The 19,931-nt window shown below is 65.6% G+C and carries 15 protein-coding genes; 11 read left to right on the forward strand and 4 right to left on the reverse strand.

Features of this window, described 5'->3' with window-relative positions; genetic code table 11:
* Nucleotides 1–86: 86 nt before the first annotated feature.
* The 3 genes from C491_RS18395 (at nt 87) to C491_RS18405 (ending at nt 5,344) form a co-directional block, all read left to right on the forward strand.
* Nucleotides 87–1,883: a hypothetical protein gene (locus C491_RS18395; RefSeq protein WP_049892312.1), complete on the forward strand. Its 1,797-nt coding sequence runs from the start codon at nt 87–89 to the stop codon at nt 1,881–1,883.
* Between the two features lie 345 nt (nt 1,884–2,228).
* Nucleotides 2,229–3,167: a hypothetical protein gene (locus C491_RS18400; protein ID WP_049892314.1), complete on the forward strand. Its 939-nt coding sequence runs from the start codon at nt 2,229–2,231 to the stop codon at nt 3,165–3,167.
* A 401-nt stretch (nt 3,168–3,568) separates the two neighbouring features.
* Nucleotides 3,569–5,344, forward strand: a complete 1,776-nt coding sequence (locus tag C491_RS18405; protein ID WP_005559106.1) for an AsmA family protein — start codon at nt 3,569–3,571, stop codon at nt 5,342–5,344.
* A 362-nt stretch (nt 5,345–5,706) separates the two neighbouring features.
* Here C491_RS18405 and C491_RS18410 read toward each other — a convergent pair whose 3' ends face one another.
* Nucleotides 5,707–6,303, reverse strand: a complete 597-nt coding sequence (locus tag C491_RS18410; protein WP_005559108.1) for a DUF7344 domain-containing protein — start codon at nt 6,301–6,303, stop codon at nt 5,707–5,709.
* Nucleotides 6,304–7,035: 732 nt separating this feature from the next.
* Between C491_RS18410 and C491_RS18415 the strand changes: the two genes are divergently transcribed.
* Entirely contained in the window at nt 7,036–7,995 is a 960-nt protein-coding gene (locus tag C491_RS18415; protein WP_005559110.1) for a transcription initiation factor IIB, read from the forward strand.
* On the opposite strand, the gene C491_RS23425 is transcribed toward C491_RS18415, so the two are convergent.
* Nucleotides 7,988–8,164 carry a hypothetical protein gene (locus C491_RS23425; protein WP_005559112.1) on the reverse strand — a complete coding sequence of 59 codons (177 nt, stop codon included), beginning with the start codon at nt 8,162–8,164 and terminating at the stop codon, nt 7,988–7,990. The two genes, C491_RS18415 and C491_RS23425, sit on opposite strands and share 8 nt — an antisense overlap.
* A 105-nt stretch (nt 8,165–8,269) precedes the next feature.
* Between C491_RS23425 and C491_RS18420 the strand changes: the two genes are divergently transcribed.
* The 5 genes from C491_RS18420 (at nt 8,270) to C491_RS18440 (ending at nt 16,200) form a co-directional block, all read left to right on the forward strand.
* A complete protein-coding gene (locus C491_RS18420) occupies nt 8,270–10,219 on the forward strand; it encodes a DEAD/DEAH box helicase (RefSeq protein WP_005559113.1) in 1,950 nt (649 codons plus the stop codon).
* 558 nt (nt 10,220–10,777) lie between these two features.
* On the forward strand, nt 10,778–11,521 hold the full coding sequence (locus tag C491_RS18425; RefSeq protein WP_005559115.1) for an alpha/beta fold hydrolase: 744 nt from the start codon (nt 10,778–10,780) through the stop codon (nt 11,519–11,521).
* A gap of 182 nt (nt 11,522–11,703) precedes the next feature.
* The gene (locus tag C491_RS18430; protein WP_005559117.1) at nt 11,704–13,308 is read left to right on the forward strand and encodes a helicase HerA domain-containing protein; all 1,605 of its coding nucleotides are present in this window, start codon (nt 11,704–11,706) and stop codon (nt 13,306–13,308) included.
* Nucleotides 13,309–13,567: 259 nt separating this feature from the next.
* Nucleotides 13,568–15,193, forward strand: coding sequence for an alkaline phosphatase family protein (locus tag C491_RS18435; RefSeq protein ID WP_005559118.1), 1,626 nt, complete (start codon nt 13,568–13,570; stop codon nt 15,191–15,193).
* The gene (locus C491_RS18440; RefSeq protein ID WP_005559120.1) at nt 15,190–16,200 is read left to right on the forward strand and encodes a lipid II:glycine glycyltransferase FemX; all 1,011 of its coding nucleotides are present in this window, start codon (nt 15,190–15,192) and stop codon (nt 16,198–16,200) included. Before C491_RS18435 ends, C491_RS18440 begins: the two co-directional genes overlap by 4 nt.
* Nucleotides 16,201–16,235: 35 nt before the next feature.
* Here the strand turns inward: C491_RS18440 and C491_RS18445 are convergent, their stop codons facing one another.
* A complete protein-coding gene (locus C491_RS18445; protein ID WP_005559122.1) occupies nt 16,236–16,478 on the reverse strand; it encodes a hypothetical protein in 243 nt (80 codons plus the stop codon).
* A gap of 283 nt (nt 16,479–16,761) precedes the next feature.
* Here C491_RS18445 and glmM point away from each other — a divergent pair, with 283 nt between their 5' ends.
* Entirely contained in the window at nt 16,762–18,102 is a 1,341-nt protein-coding gene (gene glmM / locus C491_RS18450) for a phosphoglucosamine mutase (RefSeq protein ID WP_049892338.1), read from the forward strand.
* Between the two features lie 39 nt (nt 18,103–18,141).
* Here glmM and C491_RS18455 read toward each other — a convergent pair whose 3' ends face one another.
* Nucleotides 18,142–18,351, reverse strand: a complete 210-nt coding sequence (locus C491_RS18455) for a DUF7563 family protein (RefSeq protein WP_005559125.1) — start codon at nt 18,349–18,351, stop codon at nt 18,142–18,144.
* A gap of 378 nt (nt 18,352–18,729) precedes the next feature.
* On the opposite strand from C491_RS18455, the gene glmU reads away from it, so the two are divergent.
* Nucleotides 18,730–19,911, forward strand: coding sequence for a bifunctional sugar-1-phosphate nucleotidylyltransferase/acetyltransferase (glmU, locus tag C491_RS18460; RefSeq protein WP_005559126.1), 1,182 nt, complete (start codon nt 18,730–18,732; stop codon nt 19,909–19,911).
* The last annotated feature ends 20 nt before the right edge of the window (nt 19,912–19,931 follow it).

The following is a 19,931-nucleotide window of genomic DNA, read 5'->3' on the forward strand; positions in this document are numbered from 1 at the left end:
CCCTATAACAAACCCCGGCGTCGGCGTCGCTCGTGCCAGGATATGTGTATCGCGACACCATCGAGGAGACGGCGGACAGCCAGCCTATGAACCGATCGGCGCTCGACTGGCTCTTCGCCGCCGGCTTTCTCGCGCTCGCCGCGGGGATCGCGCTTGCCCGGAACGATCCCGCGACTACCTACGAGTCGTCGGTCTACACCGGGACGCCGACGGCGGTCTGGATCGCCTTCGCGCTGGCGCTCGCGATCGCCGTCAGCGCGAGCCTGGTCTGTTACGGCCGCCAGCAGGCCATCGGGATCGGGCTCGGCGCCACGACGGTAACCGCGATCGTGAGCCTGCCGGTGATCAGGGGCTACTACTTCTACGGGATGGGCGACGCCCTCTCGCATCTGGGCTGGACCAGGGATATCGTCGAGGGCGAGATGGGTGCCCACGAACTGTTCTACCCGGCCGTCCACTCGCTGGGGTCGATCTTCTACTTTCTCGGCGGGATTCCGATCGAGCGAGGGCTACTGTTCGCGCTCGTGGTCACGTTCGTTCCGTTCCTGATCTTCGTTCCCCTCACCGTGCGCGACCTGAGCGGAAACGCGCTCGCGGTCGGCGTTGCGGCGATCGTCTCCTGGATGGTGTTGCCGATCAACAACGTCGCAACCCACATGGGCGTCCACACCAACTCGAACGCGCTGTTTGTCGTCCCGGTCGTCGTCTTCGCCGTCGTCGCCTACCTCCGTCGGCGCGCGACGATCGAACGATTCCCGCTTGGACTCTCTCCGTTCAGCGTCCTGGTGTACGTCTCGGCGATCACCCTCCTGCTGGTCCACCCCCAGCAGATGGTCAACGCCGTCGTCTTCGTCGCGGCCGTAAGCGGCGTCCAGTACCTCGTCCACAGGCGGTACGCCGACCACCCAATGCTCGAGCAGCCGACGCTCCACACTCAGACGCTCGTTCTCGGGACGATCTTCGGCGCCTGGGCGGTGACCAACCAGCGGTTCCGCGACGCCGTCGAGGGGTTCGTCACGGGCATCTTCGCGGCCGACGTCGGCGGAAGCGCCGAGATCGACCAGCAGGGAACGTCGCTCACCGAGATCGGCGGCAGCCTCGCGGAGCTGTTCGTCACGATGTTCTTCGACGCCGCCCTGATCGGGCTCGCCGTCGGGCTGTTCCTGCTGTTGGCCGTGATCGGGCGGACGAGACTGGACGCGGAGGGTCGGTCGCTCGTCACGTACTTTACCGTCGCACTCGTCCCGCTCGGGGGGATGTTCCTGCTCTACTTCCTCGGGACGCCCAACATGGCGTTTCGCCAGATGGGCTTCATCTACGTCGTGTTGACGATCCTCGCGGGCGTCGCGATCGCACACGGGATCGGTGGGCTCTCCCGGTTCGTCTCGAGGCCGGGTGCAAGCGCCGTTGCGGCGGTAGTGCTCGGTAGCTGTCTCGTGCTCGGACTGATGACCGTCTACGCCTCGCCGATCATCTACAGCCCCGGCCAGCACGTCCCCGAGGCGACGTTCAACGGCTACGAGACGGGAATGGACCGCGGCGCCGACGACACGCCGTACGCGGGGATCGGGTACGATCCGTACCGGCTCGATCACGGCATCAACGGACTCGAGGGCGAGGAGTCGCTGACTGCGGGCACCGCGGCCAGCGGCGAACTCGACCCCGAGACGTTCAACGAGGGGAACTATAGCGGTGCGTACAACGATGCCGACCACTACCTCGTCATCTCTTCGTTCGACGAGACCCGCGAGTTCGACGTCTACCAGGGGCTGCGCTACGAGGAGACGGCCTACCGTGGGCTCGAGTACGATCCGTACGCGGACAGAGTGATCTCGAACGACGACTTCCGGATGTACGCGATCGCGGGCGGGGACGACGAGTAACTCGGCCGCCGAGTAACCCGGCCGCGGGCGGGTCGCGACCGCCGCGGCTCCAGATGACAGTTCTCGAGGCTGTAATCGCGTCTTGTTCACGATCGATCATCCGAAAGATCCGCTTTTCGCGGTGAATATCGAGATTACTCGAACGGAAGGGGTCGACGCCGTCCCCGGAAACAGTCCCTTACCTTCGTCACCGCGAGACCGACGCGGACGAACGACTTTCGTAAGTTCGTAACTGAACCGTTCTACATTCTGTCCGAATATACAATGTGTACAATATAATCTGTAAATTTAACCCAAGATAACAAGAAAAGGTTTATGTCCCGTAAGGCCAGGTTACGAAACTGTATGGCGCAGCAACCCCGTACAACCGACGCGAGTAACGTGGCGAATACAGACAGTAACACGTCCTTAACCCGCCGGAGCTACGTGCAGTCACTCGCAGCGGTTGCAACGGCAGCGGTCTCGGTTGGTGCAACGGGCGCCGCCGCCGCCGACGAGCAGTACGAGGTTATCGAAGCCGAAGGCCAGACCGTCACGATCAGCGACGGCGAGACCTGGGAGAACAAGCTGATCGACATGACCACCGGGGGTGACATCATCATCACCGCCGAGGGAACCGACTGGACGATCCGAAACGTCGGCTTCCACGGCGAGAACACCTCCGGCGCCGGCTCCGCCACGTTCGGCGTCGCCGACACCGGCGGGGCGACGAGCACCGTCGAGAACGTCTACCTCGGCGACGGCTCCGACTCGCAGAACGCGTCCGGCACCGGTCACGGCCAGACCGCCTTCTGGGTCAACCCCGACCACTCCGGCCACATCGACTTCCGGAACCTCAACATCCAGGGGTTCGCAGACAACGCGATCTACGCCTCCGCGCCCGGCAACGCCGGCGGCGGCACCGTCCACATCGACGAGTGTTTCGCGGCGAACTGTTACGTCTCGCACTACCGCCTCGCGACCGAGGGAAGCCGAGTCACGAACTCGAGCATTCTCGTCGACGGAGAGGGGTTCGAGGGACGGGGAATCTGGGCGTGGGCGCCCGGCACCGTCGAGGTCGAGGGCTGCCAGATCGAGATGAACGGCGCGAACACGGCGATCGACGCGGGCGCAAACGGAAACGGCACCACCGTCGTCGTCAGCGACACCGACTACGACGACGCGGCCGGCGTTGCAGAACACGACGGCTCGAGCGTCCAGCTCGACGGCGACGTCGGCACCGACCCCGAGGCGTTCGTGCCCGACGGCGTTCCGACCAGCGCCGAGGAAGCCGCGAGCGAGTAACGACCGGTCCCCGCTGGCGTTGCCCTCCACCGCGCCGGCGCGAACGACTCCGCTGACGCAGTCCTCCACCGACGAAGTCCGCCGCCAACGCGGCAATCCGCTTCGGCCCTCCACTCGCCACTCGTTTTTTGCGGGTTCGTTTTCGGCCGCTGCTCGAGGACGAAACCGCGACACGGTCGGAGTAACTGTTACTTATTTCAGACGGTCGGTGCCACGATCGAACGACAGGAGCCGGTAATCGACGATTACTCGGGAGCCGTCGAATACTTGTGTATATAATATTCCGTGGCATAAAATAGAAAATCTACGTAACTAACCAGCACCGCCGATTTAGTGTCTGTTAATTTTATGCGAACTAGAGGAGAAACTTTATACGGGTAGTACGGAATTACTCGATTGCAATGGCACGCGAACCTTCGGTACTGGATGCGGAGCGGTTCGGCGGTGACGGCGACGAGCCGTCGGAAACGAGCGGTAATCACGGATTACTGGATCGACGGTCCTACCTGAAGCTGGCTGGGACGACGACCGCCGCGGCGGCCTTCGCGGGCGTCGCGAGCGCCGACGATGACTACGACGTCATCGAGGCCAGCGGACAGACGATCCAGATCGGCGAGGGAGAAACCTTCGAGAACACGCTGATCGACGTCTCGAACGGAAACGGGATCCTGCTGAACGTCACCGGTGCCGACGCGACGATTCGGAACGTCGGCTTCTCGGGACTCTATCAGGGCGGGGACTTCGCGATGACGATCAACGTTCCCGCCGGCGACGTCCTCGTCGAGAACCTCTACCTCGGCGACGGCGCAAACAAGAGCGGCGAGAGCTTCGTCCACGGACCCGGCGCGATCTTCCTGCACCGTGACAGCAACGCCGACGTTACGTTCCGACACTGCAACGTCCAGGGTTGGCCGAACAACGGCTTCTACTGTTCGAACACGGCCAACGGCGGTAGCGTCCGCTTCGAGTCCTGTTACGGCAAGAACAACGGCGTGGCGACGTTCCGGTGTGCGAGTACGGACGACGTCATCGTCGACTCCGTCGCGTACAACGACGACACCGACTACTCCACCGAGAACGGGAGCTGGGGCGGCTACACCGAACAGCACGGCCGTCCCGTCTGGGCCTGGTCGCCCGGACCGGTCACGATCGAAGACTCCGAGTTCGCCGCGGGCCCGTACGCCGCGGCGCTGCTCACCCACGAGGGCGGAACGATCGACTTCCAATCGGGCTCCTACAGCGGTGACACACAGGGACAGGTCCAGACGGGCGAGGTCACCAACGATCCGGACCTCTCGGTTCCCGACGGCGTTCCGACGAGCGCGGAGGAGGCCGCGGCCGGCGCCAGCCAGGGATCAAGATCAAGACCCTCAACTGACGAGCCCGACGAGGACGAGTCCGACCTCCCGAACCGAATCCGATTCGACGGCGACGCCTCCGGCGCGACCCGCTACGAGTTCGTCGTCGACGGCGAGGTCGCCCCTACGACCGACGAGGGCGCGACGATCGACGACAATCTCGAGATCGAAAACGGGACCGTCCACGGCAGCGTCGCCGACTGGGTCGACGCCTTCCGGTTCGACGGCGACCTCGAGAGCGTCACCGTCGACGGACCCGCAACGGTAGTCCTCAACGACGAGGAGATCGACCCCGACGAGTACGGCCCCGAACTCCCCCACGTCCTCGAGCTCGAGGGAACCGGCGAGCCCGCGAGCTACGAGATCACGGTCGACGGAACCATCGAGGCCGACGACGAGGAGCTTCGGAGCTCCGGCTCGACGGTTCAGGACTCCGTGACCGACGGGAGTCGAACGTTCCGATTCTCGGGAACGCTCGCCGACGTCACGTTCTCGGAAGGCGAAGCTCGAGTCTTCGTCGACGGCGAGGAGATCGATCCCGACGAGTACGGCGACAGCGAGTTGCTCCCCCACGCGCTGGTGATCGACGGCACCGAGGCCGACGCGCCGAGCGTGTACTCCTTTACGGTCGACGGCTCGGTCGTCAAATCGGAGTACCGGGACGCCTCGATCGACGACGAGGACGTCATCGAAGGGGCGACCGTTCGGGGGACCGTCTCCGACTGGCGCGACGCCTACTGGTTCGAGGGCGAGATCACGGCGTTCCAGCTCGCCGGCGACGCGGCCGTCGACGTGCAGTACAACGCTCGGGATCAGTAGCGGCTGATTGCGGACCCGTCTCAGCGGGAACTGACCCCGGCGTTTCACGACGCTTGCGCGGCGTCGCCACTCGCCGAATCATCGCTCGAGTCTCGCCGAATCATCGCTCGAGTCTCGCCGAATCATCGCTCGAGTAGAAGACGGCTCCCACGCCAGGAACAGCAGCTGGCACGCGAACTGTTCCGGTACTGGATGGCGGTCCTGGGAGCCAAGCGTCACTACGAGCTAGATGAATAAAAGTCCTTCTCGAGCGTTCGCCGGCACTCGAGGCCGCCGCCTCCTCTGCGAGGACGCGGCGGCCGCCGTGGTGCCACCGGGAGTAGCCGTCGGCTCCGGGCGACTGCGGACCGGGGCTCGCTCGTTCACTCGATTCGGGAGAGTTTTCCATTGACCGTCTGCTCTTCCTGACGGTTCGTAACGGCGTGAACGATCGTCAGCACGGAGAACGCGCCGACGACCGCGCCGGCCAGGGCCATCGTCGGAACGGCGGCGAGCGGCGGAAGCCCGAGCGTCGCCGCGGCGACGACGGCGATTCCGAGGAGGCTCAGTACGGCGTACCACCGGTCCCACCGATCCTGCTGGTGGGTGTCGGTATCGAGGTACATCATGAGCAGATCGGCGTTGTCCGCCAGCGTGATGAGCCCACGATCCTGGTCGTACTCGACGATTCCGGCGTCGTCCATCTTCGGCAGGTGCGTCTGGTACAGCGCGACGTACACCCGCTTTCGCTGGTCGGAACTCAACGCGTTGACGCTCGTGTCGTTCTCCCAGGCCGCAATCTGCTCGGCGAGTTCGCCGAGGGTAACGGTCTCGTCGGCCTCGAGAAGATACGTCAGGACCTCCCTTCGGCGCCGGTTTTTCAGGAGCTCGAAGATGACGTCCTTCGAGAGTCGGCCGTCGTCGTCGGTATCGGTAACCGACGCGATTTCGTCGGGAAGCGAGCTATCGATCGACGACATTACTGAACGCCTCCCCCACTTGTACGGCCGGCTCCCGCTGGTTTCGTTCGGGGCCGGGGTTCGTAGCGATCGGGCTGTCGGACCGACAGCGACCGCTGCAGCTTCGAAAGCGACGTTGCGATCACGATTGACACACCAGGTTGTACGCCAACACTGATTCTCTTAAGCACAACCACGTTTCGCACCGCCTGCAAAGGCGCTACGGATCGACTTCCGGTTCGGGAGAACGAGGCGGGACGAAACCGACCGCTCGAGGGCCGCTTCGGTCGATCGACCGATCGCGGTATCAACCGATTGGCGACGCGTAGTGACCACGTACGGCTGCGGCGGGCGAGCCGGCGACGAGGATGGGCGGATCGGTAACGCGACACTGGATCGAGGCCTTCGGCCGCAAAGCTATAAACTCAGTCGACGGTTCGAACCCGCAAACGGGGGTTACATGATGAACGAGAGATTTACCTTATGTCCCCGTTGAAACGATAGAATCGGCGTCCTTTCGGCGTTCGCGCTCGCGTCTTGGAGACGGATCCGCCGAAGCGGACCGCCACCGAACGGGTGGTGTCGGACGCCGCTCTCGGCTCGAGTTCCGTTACCGTATCGGGTGCAAACGGGACGATGGCGTCGGTCATCGCTCGTTCACTCGGCGGCGTTATCCGACACGAATCAGTAAGTCACGGTTTCTCCCGAAACCATGTAACCCCCTTACAGTGTCGGGATGGCTTTTCGGTACTGATGACGCGGTCCATCGTCGATCACGCCAGAGCCGAATCGGAGTCACGGAGACGGGAGGTGGCCCTGTGCCCCGACTGTGAAACCGAGACGATCGTCCACGACCCGGACCGCGGCGAGCGGGTCTGCGGGGAGTGTGGGCTCGTCCTGACCGAAGATCCGATCGACTACGGGCCGGAGTGGCGAGCGTTCAACGCCCAGGAACATGACGAGCTCTCCAGGGTCGGTGCGCCCCTGACCCAGTCGATGCACGACCGCGGGCTGACGACGACGATCGACTGGCGCAATCGCGACGCCAACGGTCACTCGATGTCGGCCGACAAACACGGCCAGCTCCATCGACTCCGGGTCTGGCAGGAGCGCATCCGGACGAAAAACGCCGGCGAGCGAAACCTCAAGTACGCGCTCTCGGAGATCGATCGGATGGTCAGCGCCCTCGGAGTACCAAAGCCCGTCAAGGAGACGGCGAGCGTCATCTACCGACAGGCCCTCGAGCAGGACCTCATTCGAGGTCGATCGATCGAGGGGGTCGCGACCAGCGCGCTGTACACGGCGTGTCGCAAAGAGGACATCCCGCGCAGTCTCGAGGAGGTGACCGCCGTCTCCCGGGTCGATCAGCGCGAGATCGGCCGTACGTACCGGTACATCGCCGACGAACTCGACATCAACCTCGAGCCGACGAACCCCCGACAGTTCGTCCCCCGGTTCTGTTCCGAGCTCGACGTCGACACCCACGTCGAGTCGAAGGCGATCGAGATCATCGACGAGACGACCACGCAGGGACTGCATTCAGGAAAGTCGCCGACGGGATTTGCGGCCGCGGCGATCTACGCTGCGGGGCTGCTCTGCGAGGAGACGATCCCCCAGCGCGCGGTCGCCGACACCGCACAGACGACCGTCGTCACGGTCAGAAACAGGTATCGCGAGCAGCTCGAGGCGATCGACCAGCAGCCCGCTACATGATCGACCGCTCGTTCTCGCTGTAAACGTCGTCGTCGAGCAGCGCGTGCAGATTGGTGTAGGGGACGAACGCGACGAACTCGTCGTCGCCGTTGTACAGCTCGAGACCGTTGTCGGTTCGATCGTACCGTTCGCAGACGATCTGTCCTTCGGGGAGAATCGCGCGGAACATGCAGCATGTGTTACGGTATCGGTCCGCATATAGTATAGGGCTCACGCTCGATCCTCGGGGGACCGAACGTAACCGGTTTACCCGTACTCCCGCTACGGGCCGTCAGTGACAGACCACTCCTCGAGCGACGCCGACGACGGTACCACCCGCGAGGTGACGGACGAGCCGACCGACGGGGGCGAGGACGAGGACGTTCCCGACCGAGCGGCCGACGAGGAGTCGACGGCCCTCGAGGCGACCGACGGGGAGCCGACGATCGCGGAGTTCCACGACGCCTCCCAGCGCGAGGGCTCGCCCGTGTTGACCGCGGCCGCCGTCGCCCGCGCCCTCGAGATCCCCCACGAGGAGGCCAGCGGGCGACTCGAGACCCTCGCCGACCGGGGCGACCTCGAGCGCCTCTCGGTTTCGACGGACCCCGTCGTCTGGTACCCGAGCGAGCTCGAGGATCTCACCGACCGAGAGCGCGTCGTCGTGTTTCCGAAGCGCCGCGAGATTATCGTCGATCGGCCCGACCAGTTCACCCGGGCCCAGCTCTCGCAGTTCGCCCACCTCGCCGACGGCAACGGCGAGCAGGGGTACCGGTACGTCGTCCGACCGGAGGACGTCTGGAGCACGCCCCACGACTCCTTCGAGGACCTCGCCCGGACGATGCGCCAGGCGCTCGGCCAGCGCAACGAGGACCTCGAGGACTGGGTCGAGAGCCAGTGGGACCGCGCCCACCAGTTCCGGCTGGCGACCCACGAGGACGGCTACACCGTACTCGAGGCCCAGACGCCGGAGATCATGGGCAACGTCGCTCACCAGAAACTCGACGAGGAACACGTCCACGCCCCCATCTCCGAGACCGAGGACTGGGTCCGCGAGGGAGCCGAGGCCGCGATCAAACGCATTCTGTACGAGGCGGGCTACCCGGTCCAGGACCACCGCGACCTCGAGTCCGGCGAGGAACTCGAGATCGACCTCGAGGTCTCGCTCCGGGACTACCAGCGCGAGTGGGTCGACCGCTTCGCCGAGGCCGGCGAGGGCGTGTTCGTCGGGCCGCCGGGCAGCGGCAAGACCGTCGCGGCGATGGGCGCGATGGCTCACGTCGGCGGCGAGACCCTCGTGCTCGTCCCCAGCCGCGATCTGGCCCGCCAGTGGGCCGAAACGATCGAAGAGTACACCTCGCTTTCCCACCACCAGATCGGCCAGTACCACGGCGGCCAGAAGAACGTCCGCCCGGTGACGATCGCCACCTACCAGATCGCGGGGATGGACCGCCACCGCTCGCTGTTCGACGACCGCGAGTGGGGGCTCGTCGTGTTCGACGAGTGCCAGCACGTCCCCTCGGACATCTACCGCCGGAGCACGCATCTGCAGTCCCGACACCGCCTCGGGCTATCGGCGAGCCCGATCCGGGAGGACGACCGCCAGACGGAGATCTTTACCCTCGTCGGCCCGCCGATCGGTACCGACTGGGAGGCGCTGTTCGACGCCGGCTTCGTTGCCGAACCCGAACTCGAGATCCGCTACGTGCCGTGGGGCGACGAGGAGCAGGGGAACGCCTACGGCTCCGCCGAAGGGCGAGAAAAGTACCGTATCGCCGCACAGAATCGGGGGAAGATCGACGAAGTCCGATACCTGCTGTCGGCCCATCCGGGCGCGAAATCGCTGGTCTTCGTCGACTACCTCGAGCAGGGCCGGGAGCTCGCCGACGCGCTGGACGTCCCCTTCCTCAGCGGCGAGACGCCCCACCACGAGCGCCGGCGGCTGCTCGAGGAGTTCCGCCGGGACGAGCGCGACCTGCTGGTGATCTCCCGGGTCGGCGACGAGGGGATCGACCTCCCAACGGCGGACATGGCGATCGTCGCCTCCGGACTCGGGGGCTCGCGCCGGCAGGGTACCCAGCGGGCCGGCCGAACGATGCGACCTGCAGGCGGGGCGCTCGTCTACGTACTGGCTACTCGAGGGACCCGCGAGGAGGAGTTCGCCCGCCGACAGCTCCAGCATCTGGGTCGGAAGGGGATCACGGTCCGCGAGCAGAACGTCGACGCGGCGGGAACCGACGAGGAGTAGCTCGAGCGCTCAGTCGGGTTCGGGCTCGAGAACGGTCACTCGGCTCTCTCGTCCCCGAGCGGCGGGCTGGTCGATCCGCGAGCTCCCCCGTCGGGGATCGAACGCGAGAGGGAGCAAGCGAGTGGTGCCGTCGGGGCAATCATCTATCAGAATTGGTACCATTGTTTTCCCAGCATGGGTTGGCTTGTCGATGGACGCGGATTCGAGTGGCTTTCACCTCGACATCCTGCCCTCTCACGCGGGGAACCCATGAGAGTCGGTTTGGAACTCCGATACTGTTCGATTGAATCCGTGTGAGGGTATGTCTGCACCTCTGAGTGCATCCCGTACTGTGTCGTCCCCCGTGCCAAGCCATGCATTCTGGGCAGACCCTGCACATTTTCACGGGCTACATCTATGCTACTGTATGACATAGTTGGCGGAGGGTGCGTCGTCTATGGATGAACCAACACGACCCGATACGGACGAGGAAATTCACCGAGCCGTCTCGGATGACGGCACCGAGATAGCCGGACGCGTGCATGGAGAGGGACCACCGTTGGTCCTCGTTCCGGCGCTATGAGTGACGGAGAGACCGTCTGGGAACCGCTGTTACCGTACCTCACTGATCGGTTCACCTGCTACGCCATGAGTACGCGAAACCGCGGGCTGAGCGGCCAGAGTACCGATCACTCGCCCGAACGTCTCGTACAGGACGTCACGGCGTTCTCCGAAAGCATCGGCGAACCCGTGGGTTTGCTGGGGTGGTCGGGCGGTGGTCTGCTCTCGCTCGCCGCAGCGCAGAAGACGGACGCGATCTCCGCCGTCGCCGCCTACGAGCCGGCCGCGTTCGAAGTGATAACCGAGGACGTCTCCGCACGCATGACGGATACGATCGAGCGCGTTGGCGAGGCCGCGGTGGAGGGTCGGCTGTCCGATGCAGCCCGTATTTGGGTCGAGTTCGTCGCGAACGACGACGAGCTGGCCTACGCGGAAGAACTGGGACTCTTCGAGGTGCTGGCGCCGAACGTCCCAGTTCAACTCCGGGAGTTCGAGCAGCTCTTCGAATCCGAGTGGGCCAGTCCGACAGACCCGTCGGAACTCGCCGAGATCACGGTGCCGGTCCTGCTCTTGCAGGGGACCCAGTCGGTCCCGGAGCCCTGGATGACCGACAGCATCCGCCACGTCGCCGAGCACGTGGCAGACCCCACGGTGCGTGATATCGACGATACCGGACATACGGGTCCAGGCCATAAGCCCGAGGCGGTTGCCGACGAGGTTGTCCGGTTCTTTGCCGCGACACCGGATCCACCTCGATCGTGAACCGCCCGCGAGGACGATCGAGCTCCGATCTCGAGAACCTAACACGTTAGATCGAAGTAACGAAATCGTCTTCTCAACTACCGATTTCCGCCGCGTTTCTCGCCGACGTGAAGAAAGTATTCAAGGTCTCGCATTCGAACAACAGTGATAATGAACGAGTCGCGTCCGCGGGTGGTCGGTCGGTGAGCGACCAGCGGGAGGTCCTCGTCGGCGAGACCGCCGACGGCACGGAGCTGACGCTGCCGGTGATCGAGCTGCTGACGGGTCGCGGGTTCGCGACCGGGAAGTCGGGATCGGGGAAGTCGAACACCGCCTCGGTGGTCGCCGAGGAGCTGCTCGAGGCCGGCTTCCCCCTGCTGATCGTCGACACCGACGGCGAGTACTACGGGCTGAAAGAGGAGTACGAGATGCTCCACGCCGGCGCCGACGAGGAGTGCGACGTCCAGATCGGTCCCGAACACGCCGAACAGATGGCGACCCTTGCGCTGGAGGAGAACGTCCCGATCATCTTAGACGTCTCGGGCTACCTCGAGGAGGACGCGGCCGACGAGCTGTTGCGCGAGGTCGCCCGCCAGCTGTTCGTCAAGGAGAAGAAGCTGAAGAAGCCGTTCCTGCTGGTCGTCGAGGAAGTCCACGAGTACATCCCCGAGGGCGGGGGCGTCGGCGAGACGGGGAACCTGCTGATCAAAATCGGCAAACGCGGGCGCAAGCACGGTCTCGGCATTCTGGGAATCAGCCAGCGCCCAGCGGACGTCAAGAAGGACTTTATTACCCAGGCCAACTGGCTGGTCTGGCACCGCCTGACCTGGGACAACGACACGAAGGTCGTGGGCCGCATCATCGACACCGAGTACAAAGAGCGCGTCTCGGAGCTCGACGACGGCCAGGCCTTCGTCCAGACCGACTGGACCGAGACCGACGTCCGGAAGGTCCAGTTCCGACGCAAGCGAACCTTCGACGCCGGCGCGACCCCCGGGCTCGAGGAGTTCGAACGACCCGACCTCAAGTCGGTCTCCGACACGCTCGTCGGCGACCTCCAGGAGATCTCCGAGCGCGAACGGCGGGAGGCCGACCGGGTCAACGAACTCGAGGCCGAACTCGAGAAGCGCGACCAGCGCATCGCGACCCTCGAGGACGAACTCGAGTCCGCCCGCGATATTTCGACGGCGGCCCAGCAGCTCGCCGACGCCGTCGCCGGCGTCGAGACGACCCAGTCTCAGCTGCCCGGAAACGACGAGGAGCGACGGCGACTCCACGAAGAGGTCGTCGACCTCGAGGCCGAACTCGAGGATCGCGAGGCGCGCATCGAACGCCTCGGGGAGAAACTCGCCGATCGGACCGACGAACGGGATCGGCTGCGCGAAGAAGTAAAACAGCTGCGCGAGCGCGTCGCGGAGCTCGAGGGGCCGGAGACGGGCCACGAGATCAGCTACACCGAGTTCGGCGACGAAACGAGCGAGGAGAGCACAGCGAGCCGCGACCCAGGCGATGTCGACATCGAGGCGCTGTTCGACGAAGAGCGGGTCGCCGACCGACTCGAGCGGGCCTGCGATCGGTCGCTATGTTCGCTCGAGGCCGGCGAGGAGATCCTCGAGACGCTCGTCCGAGAGGGACCGCTCGAGACCGAGCAGTTAGCGACGCGAGTCGATCGGTCGACGATCGCGGTCCAGAGTCTCGTCTCGGAGCTACGGACCCGATCGGTGCTCGAGCGAACCGCCGACGGAGCGTACGGGCTCGAGGACGGGCTCCGTTCGACGGCTGGCGAGTCCCCGACGCGAGCCGACTGAGCGAGTGCGGTGTCGGCCGGACCGGGAACGAAACTGCGGTCCCCGACGAAACCGGTAGTACCATGGCTCGAACCTTCCGAACGGGATGTCCGACCACACCTGGATACCAGCGTCGGCGATACGCCGTCGTTTCGGGTCGCAGGCGGGTCCTACAGCCACGAGACGGCGTTCGAGTGCGCTCCAATGGCCTCCTACAGCGACCCCCTACACTTCGCCCAGTGGTTGCATAACAAAGCCCGGACGGGCACAGCAGACGCCTATGGATGGTTCGAACGACGGAGACGGTCTTCGACTACTCGTCATCGGGCTCGACGCCGGCTGTCGGCCGATCCTCGAGCCGCTGTTCGAGGCGGGGGAGACGCCGACGTTACGGCGGCTGTTCGAGGCGGGGACCAGCGGTCCCCTCGAGTCCCAGATCCCGCCGTGGACGGCCAGCGCCTGGCCGTCGCTGTACACCGGAAAGAATCCCGGCAAGCACGGCGTCTTCGACTTTCTCTCCTTCGACGGCTACGACTGGACCGTCGTCAACTCGACGCACGTCCGCGAACGGCCCGTCTGGGAGCTGCTGAGCGAGCACGGGCTCTCGAGCGTCGTGGTCAACCTCCCCGTAACCCACCCCGCACGGGAGTTCGACGGGGCGCTTATCCCAGGGATGACCGCACCCGAGGAGCCGGAGTGTCACCCCGAGGGGATCCTCGAGGAGGTCAAGAAGGCCTGCGGAGAGTACCGGATCTACCCCCAGAACGGCGCCGAACCCGCCGAGTCGATCGAGGCTTACGAGCGGGTGACGGAGCTTCGGGGGAAGGCGTTTCGCTACCTCTGTCGGCGCTTCGAGCCCGACTTCGGCTTCCTGCAGTTCCAGCAGACCGACTCGGTCTTCCACGAGCGCGACGGCGAAAAGCGCGCGGTCGAGGCCGTTTACCGCGAGGTCGACCGCCAGATCGAGACGACCCTCGAGCGCCACGACCCGGAGAACGTCCTGATCGTCAGCGACCACGGGATGGGCCGCGTGACGGGCCACGAGTTCCGCGTCAACGAGTTCCTCAGAAACGAGGGCCTGCTCGCCGCGCGGAAGGGCGGCGAGGGGATGCCCGACTGGTCGCGGGCGTGGGAGAACGACCTGCTCGCCGGGAACGACGCCGACGACCACGAGGCCGGCCCGCTCGAGCGGGCGATGAACGTCGCGGCGACGGTCGGGATCACGACCCAGCGCGTCGCCGACGCCCTCGATCTGGTCGGGCTGAAGGAGCCGATCGGCAGGCGCGTGCCCAACGACGTGATCCGGGCGGCGAGCGCCCAGGTCGACTTCCCCGAGTCGCGGGCCTACGTCCGTTCGAAGAGCGAACTCGGGATCCGGATCAACCTCGAGGGGCGCGAGCCGAACGGGACGGTTCCCTCCTCGGAGTACGAGTCGATCCGCTCGGCGCTCGTCGAACGGCTGTCGACGATGCGAACTCCCAGCGGTGAGCCGATGTTCGAGGCCGTCGAACCGCGGGAGCGGTACTTCAGCGGCCCGTACCTCGACCACGGGCCGGACGTGGTCACGGTTCCACGCGGGTTCGACAACGCGATCGTCGCCGACCTCGACGGTGCCGAGTTCGTCCGACCCCGCGAGTCGTGGAACCACAAGCAGACGGGCGTCGTCGCCGCGGCCGGCTCGGCGTTCGACGAGTCGGCCGATCTCGAGGGCGCGACGATCTTCGACGTCGCGCCGACGATCTGCTCGCTGTTCGACGTGCCGATCGACGCCGACATGGACGGCACCGCGCTGCCGATCGTCGACGAGAGTGCCGTCACCGACTACCCCGCCTACGAGCCGGCGACGATCGCCGTCACCGACGATGGAGCGGTCGAGGACAGGCTCTCGGACCTCGGATACCTATGAGCGTCGAGATCACCGCCCTCGATCCAAAGGGCGACGCCGACGAGTGGAACCGGTACGTCGAGCGCTCCGACGGGACGAACCCGTTCAGCCGGGCCGAGGCGGTCCGCCTGCAGGCCGAGGACACCGACACGACGGCCCACCTGCTCGCCGGCTTCAAGGGCCAGGAGGCCGTCGGGATTTTCCCCGTCTTCGAGTATAACAAAGGCCCGATCACCGGCGCGTTCTCGCCGGCTCCGCACGCGTGGTCGTGTTACCTCGGCCCCTCGGTGTTGAACGTCGACAAGCTCAAACAGCGCAAGGCCGACAGGCGCGTCCAGCGGTTTCTCGAGGGCTGTTTCGAGTGGATCGATCGCGAACTCTCCCCGCAGTACTCCAAGTTCATCGTCGCGGAGTTCGAGGACGTCCGGCCGTTCGTCTGGAACGAGTACGACGTCGAGCCGGGGTACACCTACGTCGTCGACCTCGAGGGAAGCGAGGACGACCTGCTCGATCGCTTCAGCAGCGACGCCCGGAACAACGTCCGCAACGCCGACCCCGACGCCTACGTCGTCGAGGAGGGCGACAACGACGACGTCGAGCGGATCGTCGACCAGGTCGCCGCTCGCTACGAGAGTCAGGGTCGATCGTTCCAGCTCAACCCCGAGTTCGCCCGCGCGGTTCACCGAGAGCTTCCTGAGGGGGCGATCCGCCCCTACGTCTGTCGGGTCGACGACGAGTTCGTCGGCGGCATTCTGGTCGTCGAGTCCCGGACGACCCGGTACCGCTGGCAGGGCGGCGTGAAGCCCGACACCGAGCTCGATCTGCCGATCAACGACCTGCTCGACTGGCACGTCATGCGCGACGGGCTCCACGCGGGACTCGAGCGCTACGACCTCGTCGGGGCCGGCGTCCCGAGCATCAACCGCTACAAGGCGAAGTTCAACCCCCGGCTCGAGACCAACTACACGATCACGGCGGGCTCGTTCGGTCTCGATCTGCTGATCGATCGCTACCGAAAACTTCGGTAAGCGGTCCGAAACAATTGTTTCGAACGCGAAACGAACTACTCCTCGATCCAGTACTTCGACTGTCTGGCGTCAGCGAGGCTGACCCGACTGTCGACGACGTCGTGGTCCATGAGCGTTCCCAACGCGTACCTGACCGTCCGGGGACAGAGCCGCGACTCGAGTGCGATCTCCTCCTGGGTCATCGCGCCCTCGTACTCGAGGACCTTGTAGACGAGCTTCGAACTCGGCGGGAGCTCGGAGACGACGGGCTTCCCGGCGTCGCGCTCGGTCGCACTCATCGGCGGTCGCGACGGCCGGACTCGCCGGCTCGCTCGACTTCCAAGGCGGTCGGCGTCGCGGTGCGAACGGGACGATTCCGCTCTCGAACGTGTGGGATCATGCCGTCCGGACGGCCACCGCGGGGACGTATATACGATACCGACGGTTCAATTCGATAGGGGGTGGCTACCGGTTCGTTCGAAGGGGGATGTGACCGCGAACGCCGCTGTCGGCTTCCGACGGCGGTGGGTCGGGACCCGGAAGTCGACACATATTAACGCCGGGGCCGCCGTCACGATTCGTATGTTCGGGACCAGTGGTATCCGTGGAACCGTCGGGACGGACGTAACGGCCGCACTCGCGCTCTCGGTCGGCCGTGCGGTCGCCTCCGACGGCTACGACCGTGTCGTCGTCGGCCGGGACGTTCGCGACAGCGGCCGCACGCTCGTCGACGCGGTCGCTGCGGGACTCCAGGAGTGTGGCGCCGACGTCCTCGAGGTCGGCGTCGAGGCGACGCCGACCGTCGCCCGGGCAATCGACCACCTCGAGGCGGACGCGGGGATCGTCGTCACGGCCTCGCACAACCCGAAGACCGACAACGGGATCAAGCTCTGGACGCCCTCGGGAAAGGCGTTCGGTCCCGAGAAGCGCGAATCGATCTCTCGCCGAGTTCGTGAAGACGATTACGAGCTGGCCGACTGGGACGGCCAGGGTCGGCGGGAACGACGCGACGGCGTCCGCGAGCACCACGCGAGTCGGCTCGAGGCCGCGGTGGCTCTCGACGAACCGCTCGACGTCGTCGTCGACGTCGGCAACGGAGCCGGGGCCGTCACGGCGACGGTGCTCGCGAACCTGGGCTGTCGGGTCCGGACGCTAAACGGCCAACCCGACGGCTCGTTCCCGGGACGGCCGAGCGAACCGAACCGGGAGACGCTGGGCACGCTGATGACCGTCATGGCCGAGACCGACGCCGAACTCGGGATCGCCCACGACGGCGACGCCGATCGAATGATGGCCGTCGACGAGACCGGCGAGTTCGTGCCGAAGGACGCCCTGCTCGCGCTGTTCGCCCGGAACGCGGCCGGCGATGGCGACCGCGTCGCGGCTCCGGTCGATACGAGTCTGGCGGTCGACGACGCGCTGGCGTCGGTCGGGGCATCACTAACTCGCACGCAGGTCGGAGACGTCTACGTCGCCGAGCGAACTACCGAGGACGACGTCGTCTTCGGGGGCGAGCCAAGCGGTGCCTGGATCTGGCCGACCGAGACCCGCTGCCCGGACGCCCCGCTCGCGGCCTGCAAGCTCGCCGAACTGGTCTCGCGGGAGGGGCCGCTCTCGAAGCTCGCCGCCGACATCGACCAGTACCCGATCCGACGGACGTCGATCGAGGTCGAGGCGAAGGAGGCCGTAATGGAGGCGGTCGAGACGACGATCGAGGAGGAGTACGACGACGTCGACGCCCTCGACGGCGTTCGGGTCGAGACCGACGACGGCTGGTTCCTGATCCGGGCGAGCGGAACCGAGCCGGTCGTCAGGGTGACCGCGGAAGCGCGCGCGGAAGCCGACGCGGACTCGATCTTCGCGACCGCGACGGGAATCGTCGAACGAGCGACCGAGACGGCGAACGTGCTCGAGGAACGGTAGCGAGAAGCATCAGCGGGGACTGCGGTGGCAAAACGGTCGTTATCGTCGCTCCTCCGGGATGAAGTCGGAGGTCTTCATCTCCCGATAGGTCGCACACTCGGGACAGGCGTGGACGACGTCCCGGTTGTCACCGAACACGCGGGCGAACTGCCGGGTCACCTGGTTGTCGCAGTTGACACACCGTGGCGAGGTCGTTTGCTGCCCGGACGTGATCGGCGTCCACTTCGCGTCGGTTGGTTCCGTCGACATCACCAGCGGCTAATCACAGAGCGGTATTTAATATAGGCAGCATAACGATCGCGATGAAATTTAGTCCGATCTTTCCGTTCCGAACGGTCCCTCGAGGGGGGTTGCCAACCCGTCTCTCGATATCGACGGCGTCGCGGGTTGAACCCGCAGAAATTACATATTTCTGAACAGTAATGGGCCGATTAACGAGGGATAAAACCGTTCTCGATCGAACGGACGGGACCGACGCTCGAGGTTTCGGGGCGCTCTCGGAGTGTATCGGGAGAGGGGCCGTTCGCCTCGGCCAGCGGTCCCGTTCGACGGGCCGAATCGGCCGGGCAAACCGGCGAGCGATTATCGGCCGTATATTAATCCCCGAAATCGAACTATGCGATCGTAATGAAAGCTGTCGTGCTTGCCGCAGGACAAGGGACGCGGATCCGACCGCTCTCCTCGTCGGTGCCGAAACCGATGTTGCCCGTCGCCGACCGACCGCTCGCCGCCCACACCGTCGACGCCGCCGTCGACGCGGGCGCCGACGAAGTGATCCTCGTCATCGGCTACGAAGCCGAAACCGTCAGGGAGTACTTCGGCGAGGAGTACCGCGGCGTGCCGATCTCGTATGCGATCCAGGAGGAACAGGCCGGAACGGCCCACGCCGTCAACGCCGCCAGCGAACACCTCGAGGGTCCCTTCGCCGTGCTGAACGGCGACAACCTCTACGATCAGGACGCGATCGACGAGCTGTTCAGCGAGTGTCCGGCGATCTGTGCGATCGAGGTCGAGGATCCGCGCAACTACGGCGTGCTCAGCACCACGGACGGCACCGTCACCGACATCGTCGAGAAGCCGGACGATCCGCCGACGAACCTTGCGAACGCGGGCGCCTACGCGTTCCCCGAGGAGGCCATCGAGTGGCTCGACGTCCCTGCGAGCGAGCGGGGCGAACACGAGATCACCGACGTGGTCGCGCAGGTCATCGATCAGTTCGCCGTCTCGCCGGTTACCCTCGAGCGCTGGATGGACGTCGGCCGCCCATGGGAGCTGCTCGAGGCCAACGAGTGGAAGCTCGGCGAGCTCGAGGGCGACGTTGCGGGCGAGGTCAGCGAGGACGCCCACCTCGAGGGTGCAGTCGTCGTCGAGGAGGGTGCGACGGTCAAACCTGGCGTCGTGATCGAGGGGCCGGCCCTGATCCGATCGGGGGCGACGGTCGGGCCGAACGCCTACGTCCGCGGCGCGACGCTGATCGACGAGGGAGCGAAGGTCGGCAACGCCGTCGAGGTGAAAAACAGCGTCCTCTCGCGGGACGCGACGGTCGGCCACCTCTCGTACGTCGGCGATAGCGTCCTCGGGCGCGACGTCAACTTCGGGGCGGGGACGACCGTCGCGAACCTCCGTCACGACGGCGGGAGTGTGAAGTTCACTGTAAAGGGCGACCGGGTGTCGACGAACCGCCGGAAGTTTGGCGTGGTCGTCGGCGACGACGCGAAGACGGGCATCAACACGAGCCTGACGCCGGGGCTCAAACTCGGTACGGAGGCGACGACGTCGCCCGGCGAGGTCGTCGAACGGGATCGATAACGGAGCGGCTCGCGAACGCA

This window comes from Natronococcus amylolyticus DSM 10524 (genome assembly GCF_000337675.1).
GTDB lineage: Archaea > Halobacteriota > Halobacteria > Halobacteriales > Natrialbaceae > Natronococcus > Natronococcus amylolyticus.

Bases quoted from the DNA above. Each gene is read 5' to 3' on its own strand.
- C491_RS18395 (WP_049892312.1), top strand. From the start codon at position 87: ATGAACCGATCGGCGCTCGACTGGCTCTTCGCCGCCGGCTTTCTCGCG.
- C491_RS18400 (WP_049892314.1), top strand. From the start codon at position 2,229: ATGGCGCAGCAACCCCGTACAACCGACGCGAGTAACGTGGCGAATACA.
- C491_RS18405 (WP_005559106.1), top strand. From the start codon at position 3,569: ATGGCACGCGAACCTTCGGTACTGGATGCGGAGCGGTTCGGCGGTGAC.
- C491_RS18410 (WP_005559108.1), bottom strand. From the start codon at position 6,303: ATGTCGTCGATCGATAGCTCGCTTCCCGACGAAATCGCGTCGGTTACC.
- C491_RS18415 (WP_005559110.1), top strand. From the start codon at position 7,036: ATGACGCGGTCCATCGTCGATCACGCCAGAGCCGAATCGGAGTCACGG.
- C491_RS23425 (WP_005559112.1), bottom strand. From the start codon at position 8,164: ATGTTCCGCGCGATTCTCCCCGAAGGACAGATCGTCTGCGAACGGTAC.
- C491_RS18425 (WP_005559115.1), top strand. From the start codon at position 10,778: ATGAGTGACGGAGAGACCGTCTGGGAACCGCTGTTACCGTACCTCACT.
- C491_RS18435 (WP_005559118.1), top strand. From the start codon at position 13,568: ATGGATGGTTCGAACGACGGAGACGGTCTTCGACTACTCGTCATCGGG.
- C491_RS18440 (WP_005559120.1), top strand. From the start codon at position 15,190: ATGAGCGTCGAGATCACCGCCCTCGATCCAAAGGGCGACGCCGACGAG.
- C491_RS18445 (WP_005559122.1), bottom strand. From the start codon at position 16,478: ATGAGTGCGACCGAGCGCGACGCCGGGAAGCCCGTCGTCTCCGAGCTC.
- glmM (WP_049892338.1), top strand. From the start codon at position 16,762: ATGTTCGGGACCAGTGGTATCCGTGGAACCGTCGGGACGGACGTAACG.
- C491_RS18455 (WP_005559125.1), bottom strand. From the start codon at position 18,351: ATGTCGACGGAACCAACCGACGCGAAGTGGACGCCGATCACGTCCGGG.
- glmU (WP_005559126.1), top strand. From the start codon at position 18,730: ATGAAAGCTGTCGTGCTTGCCGCAGGACAAGGGACGCGGATCCGACCG.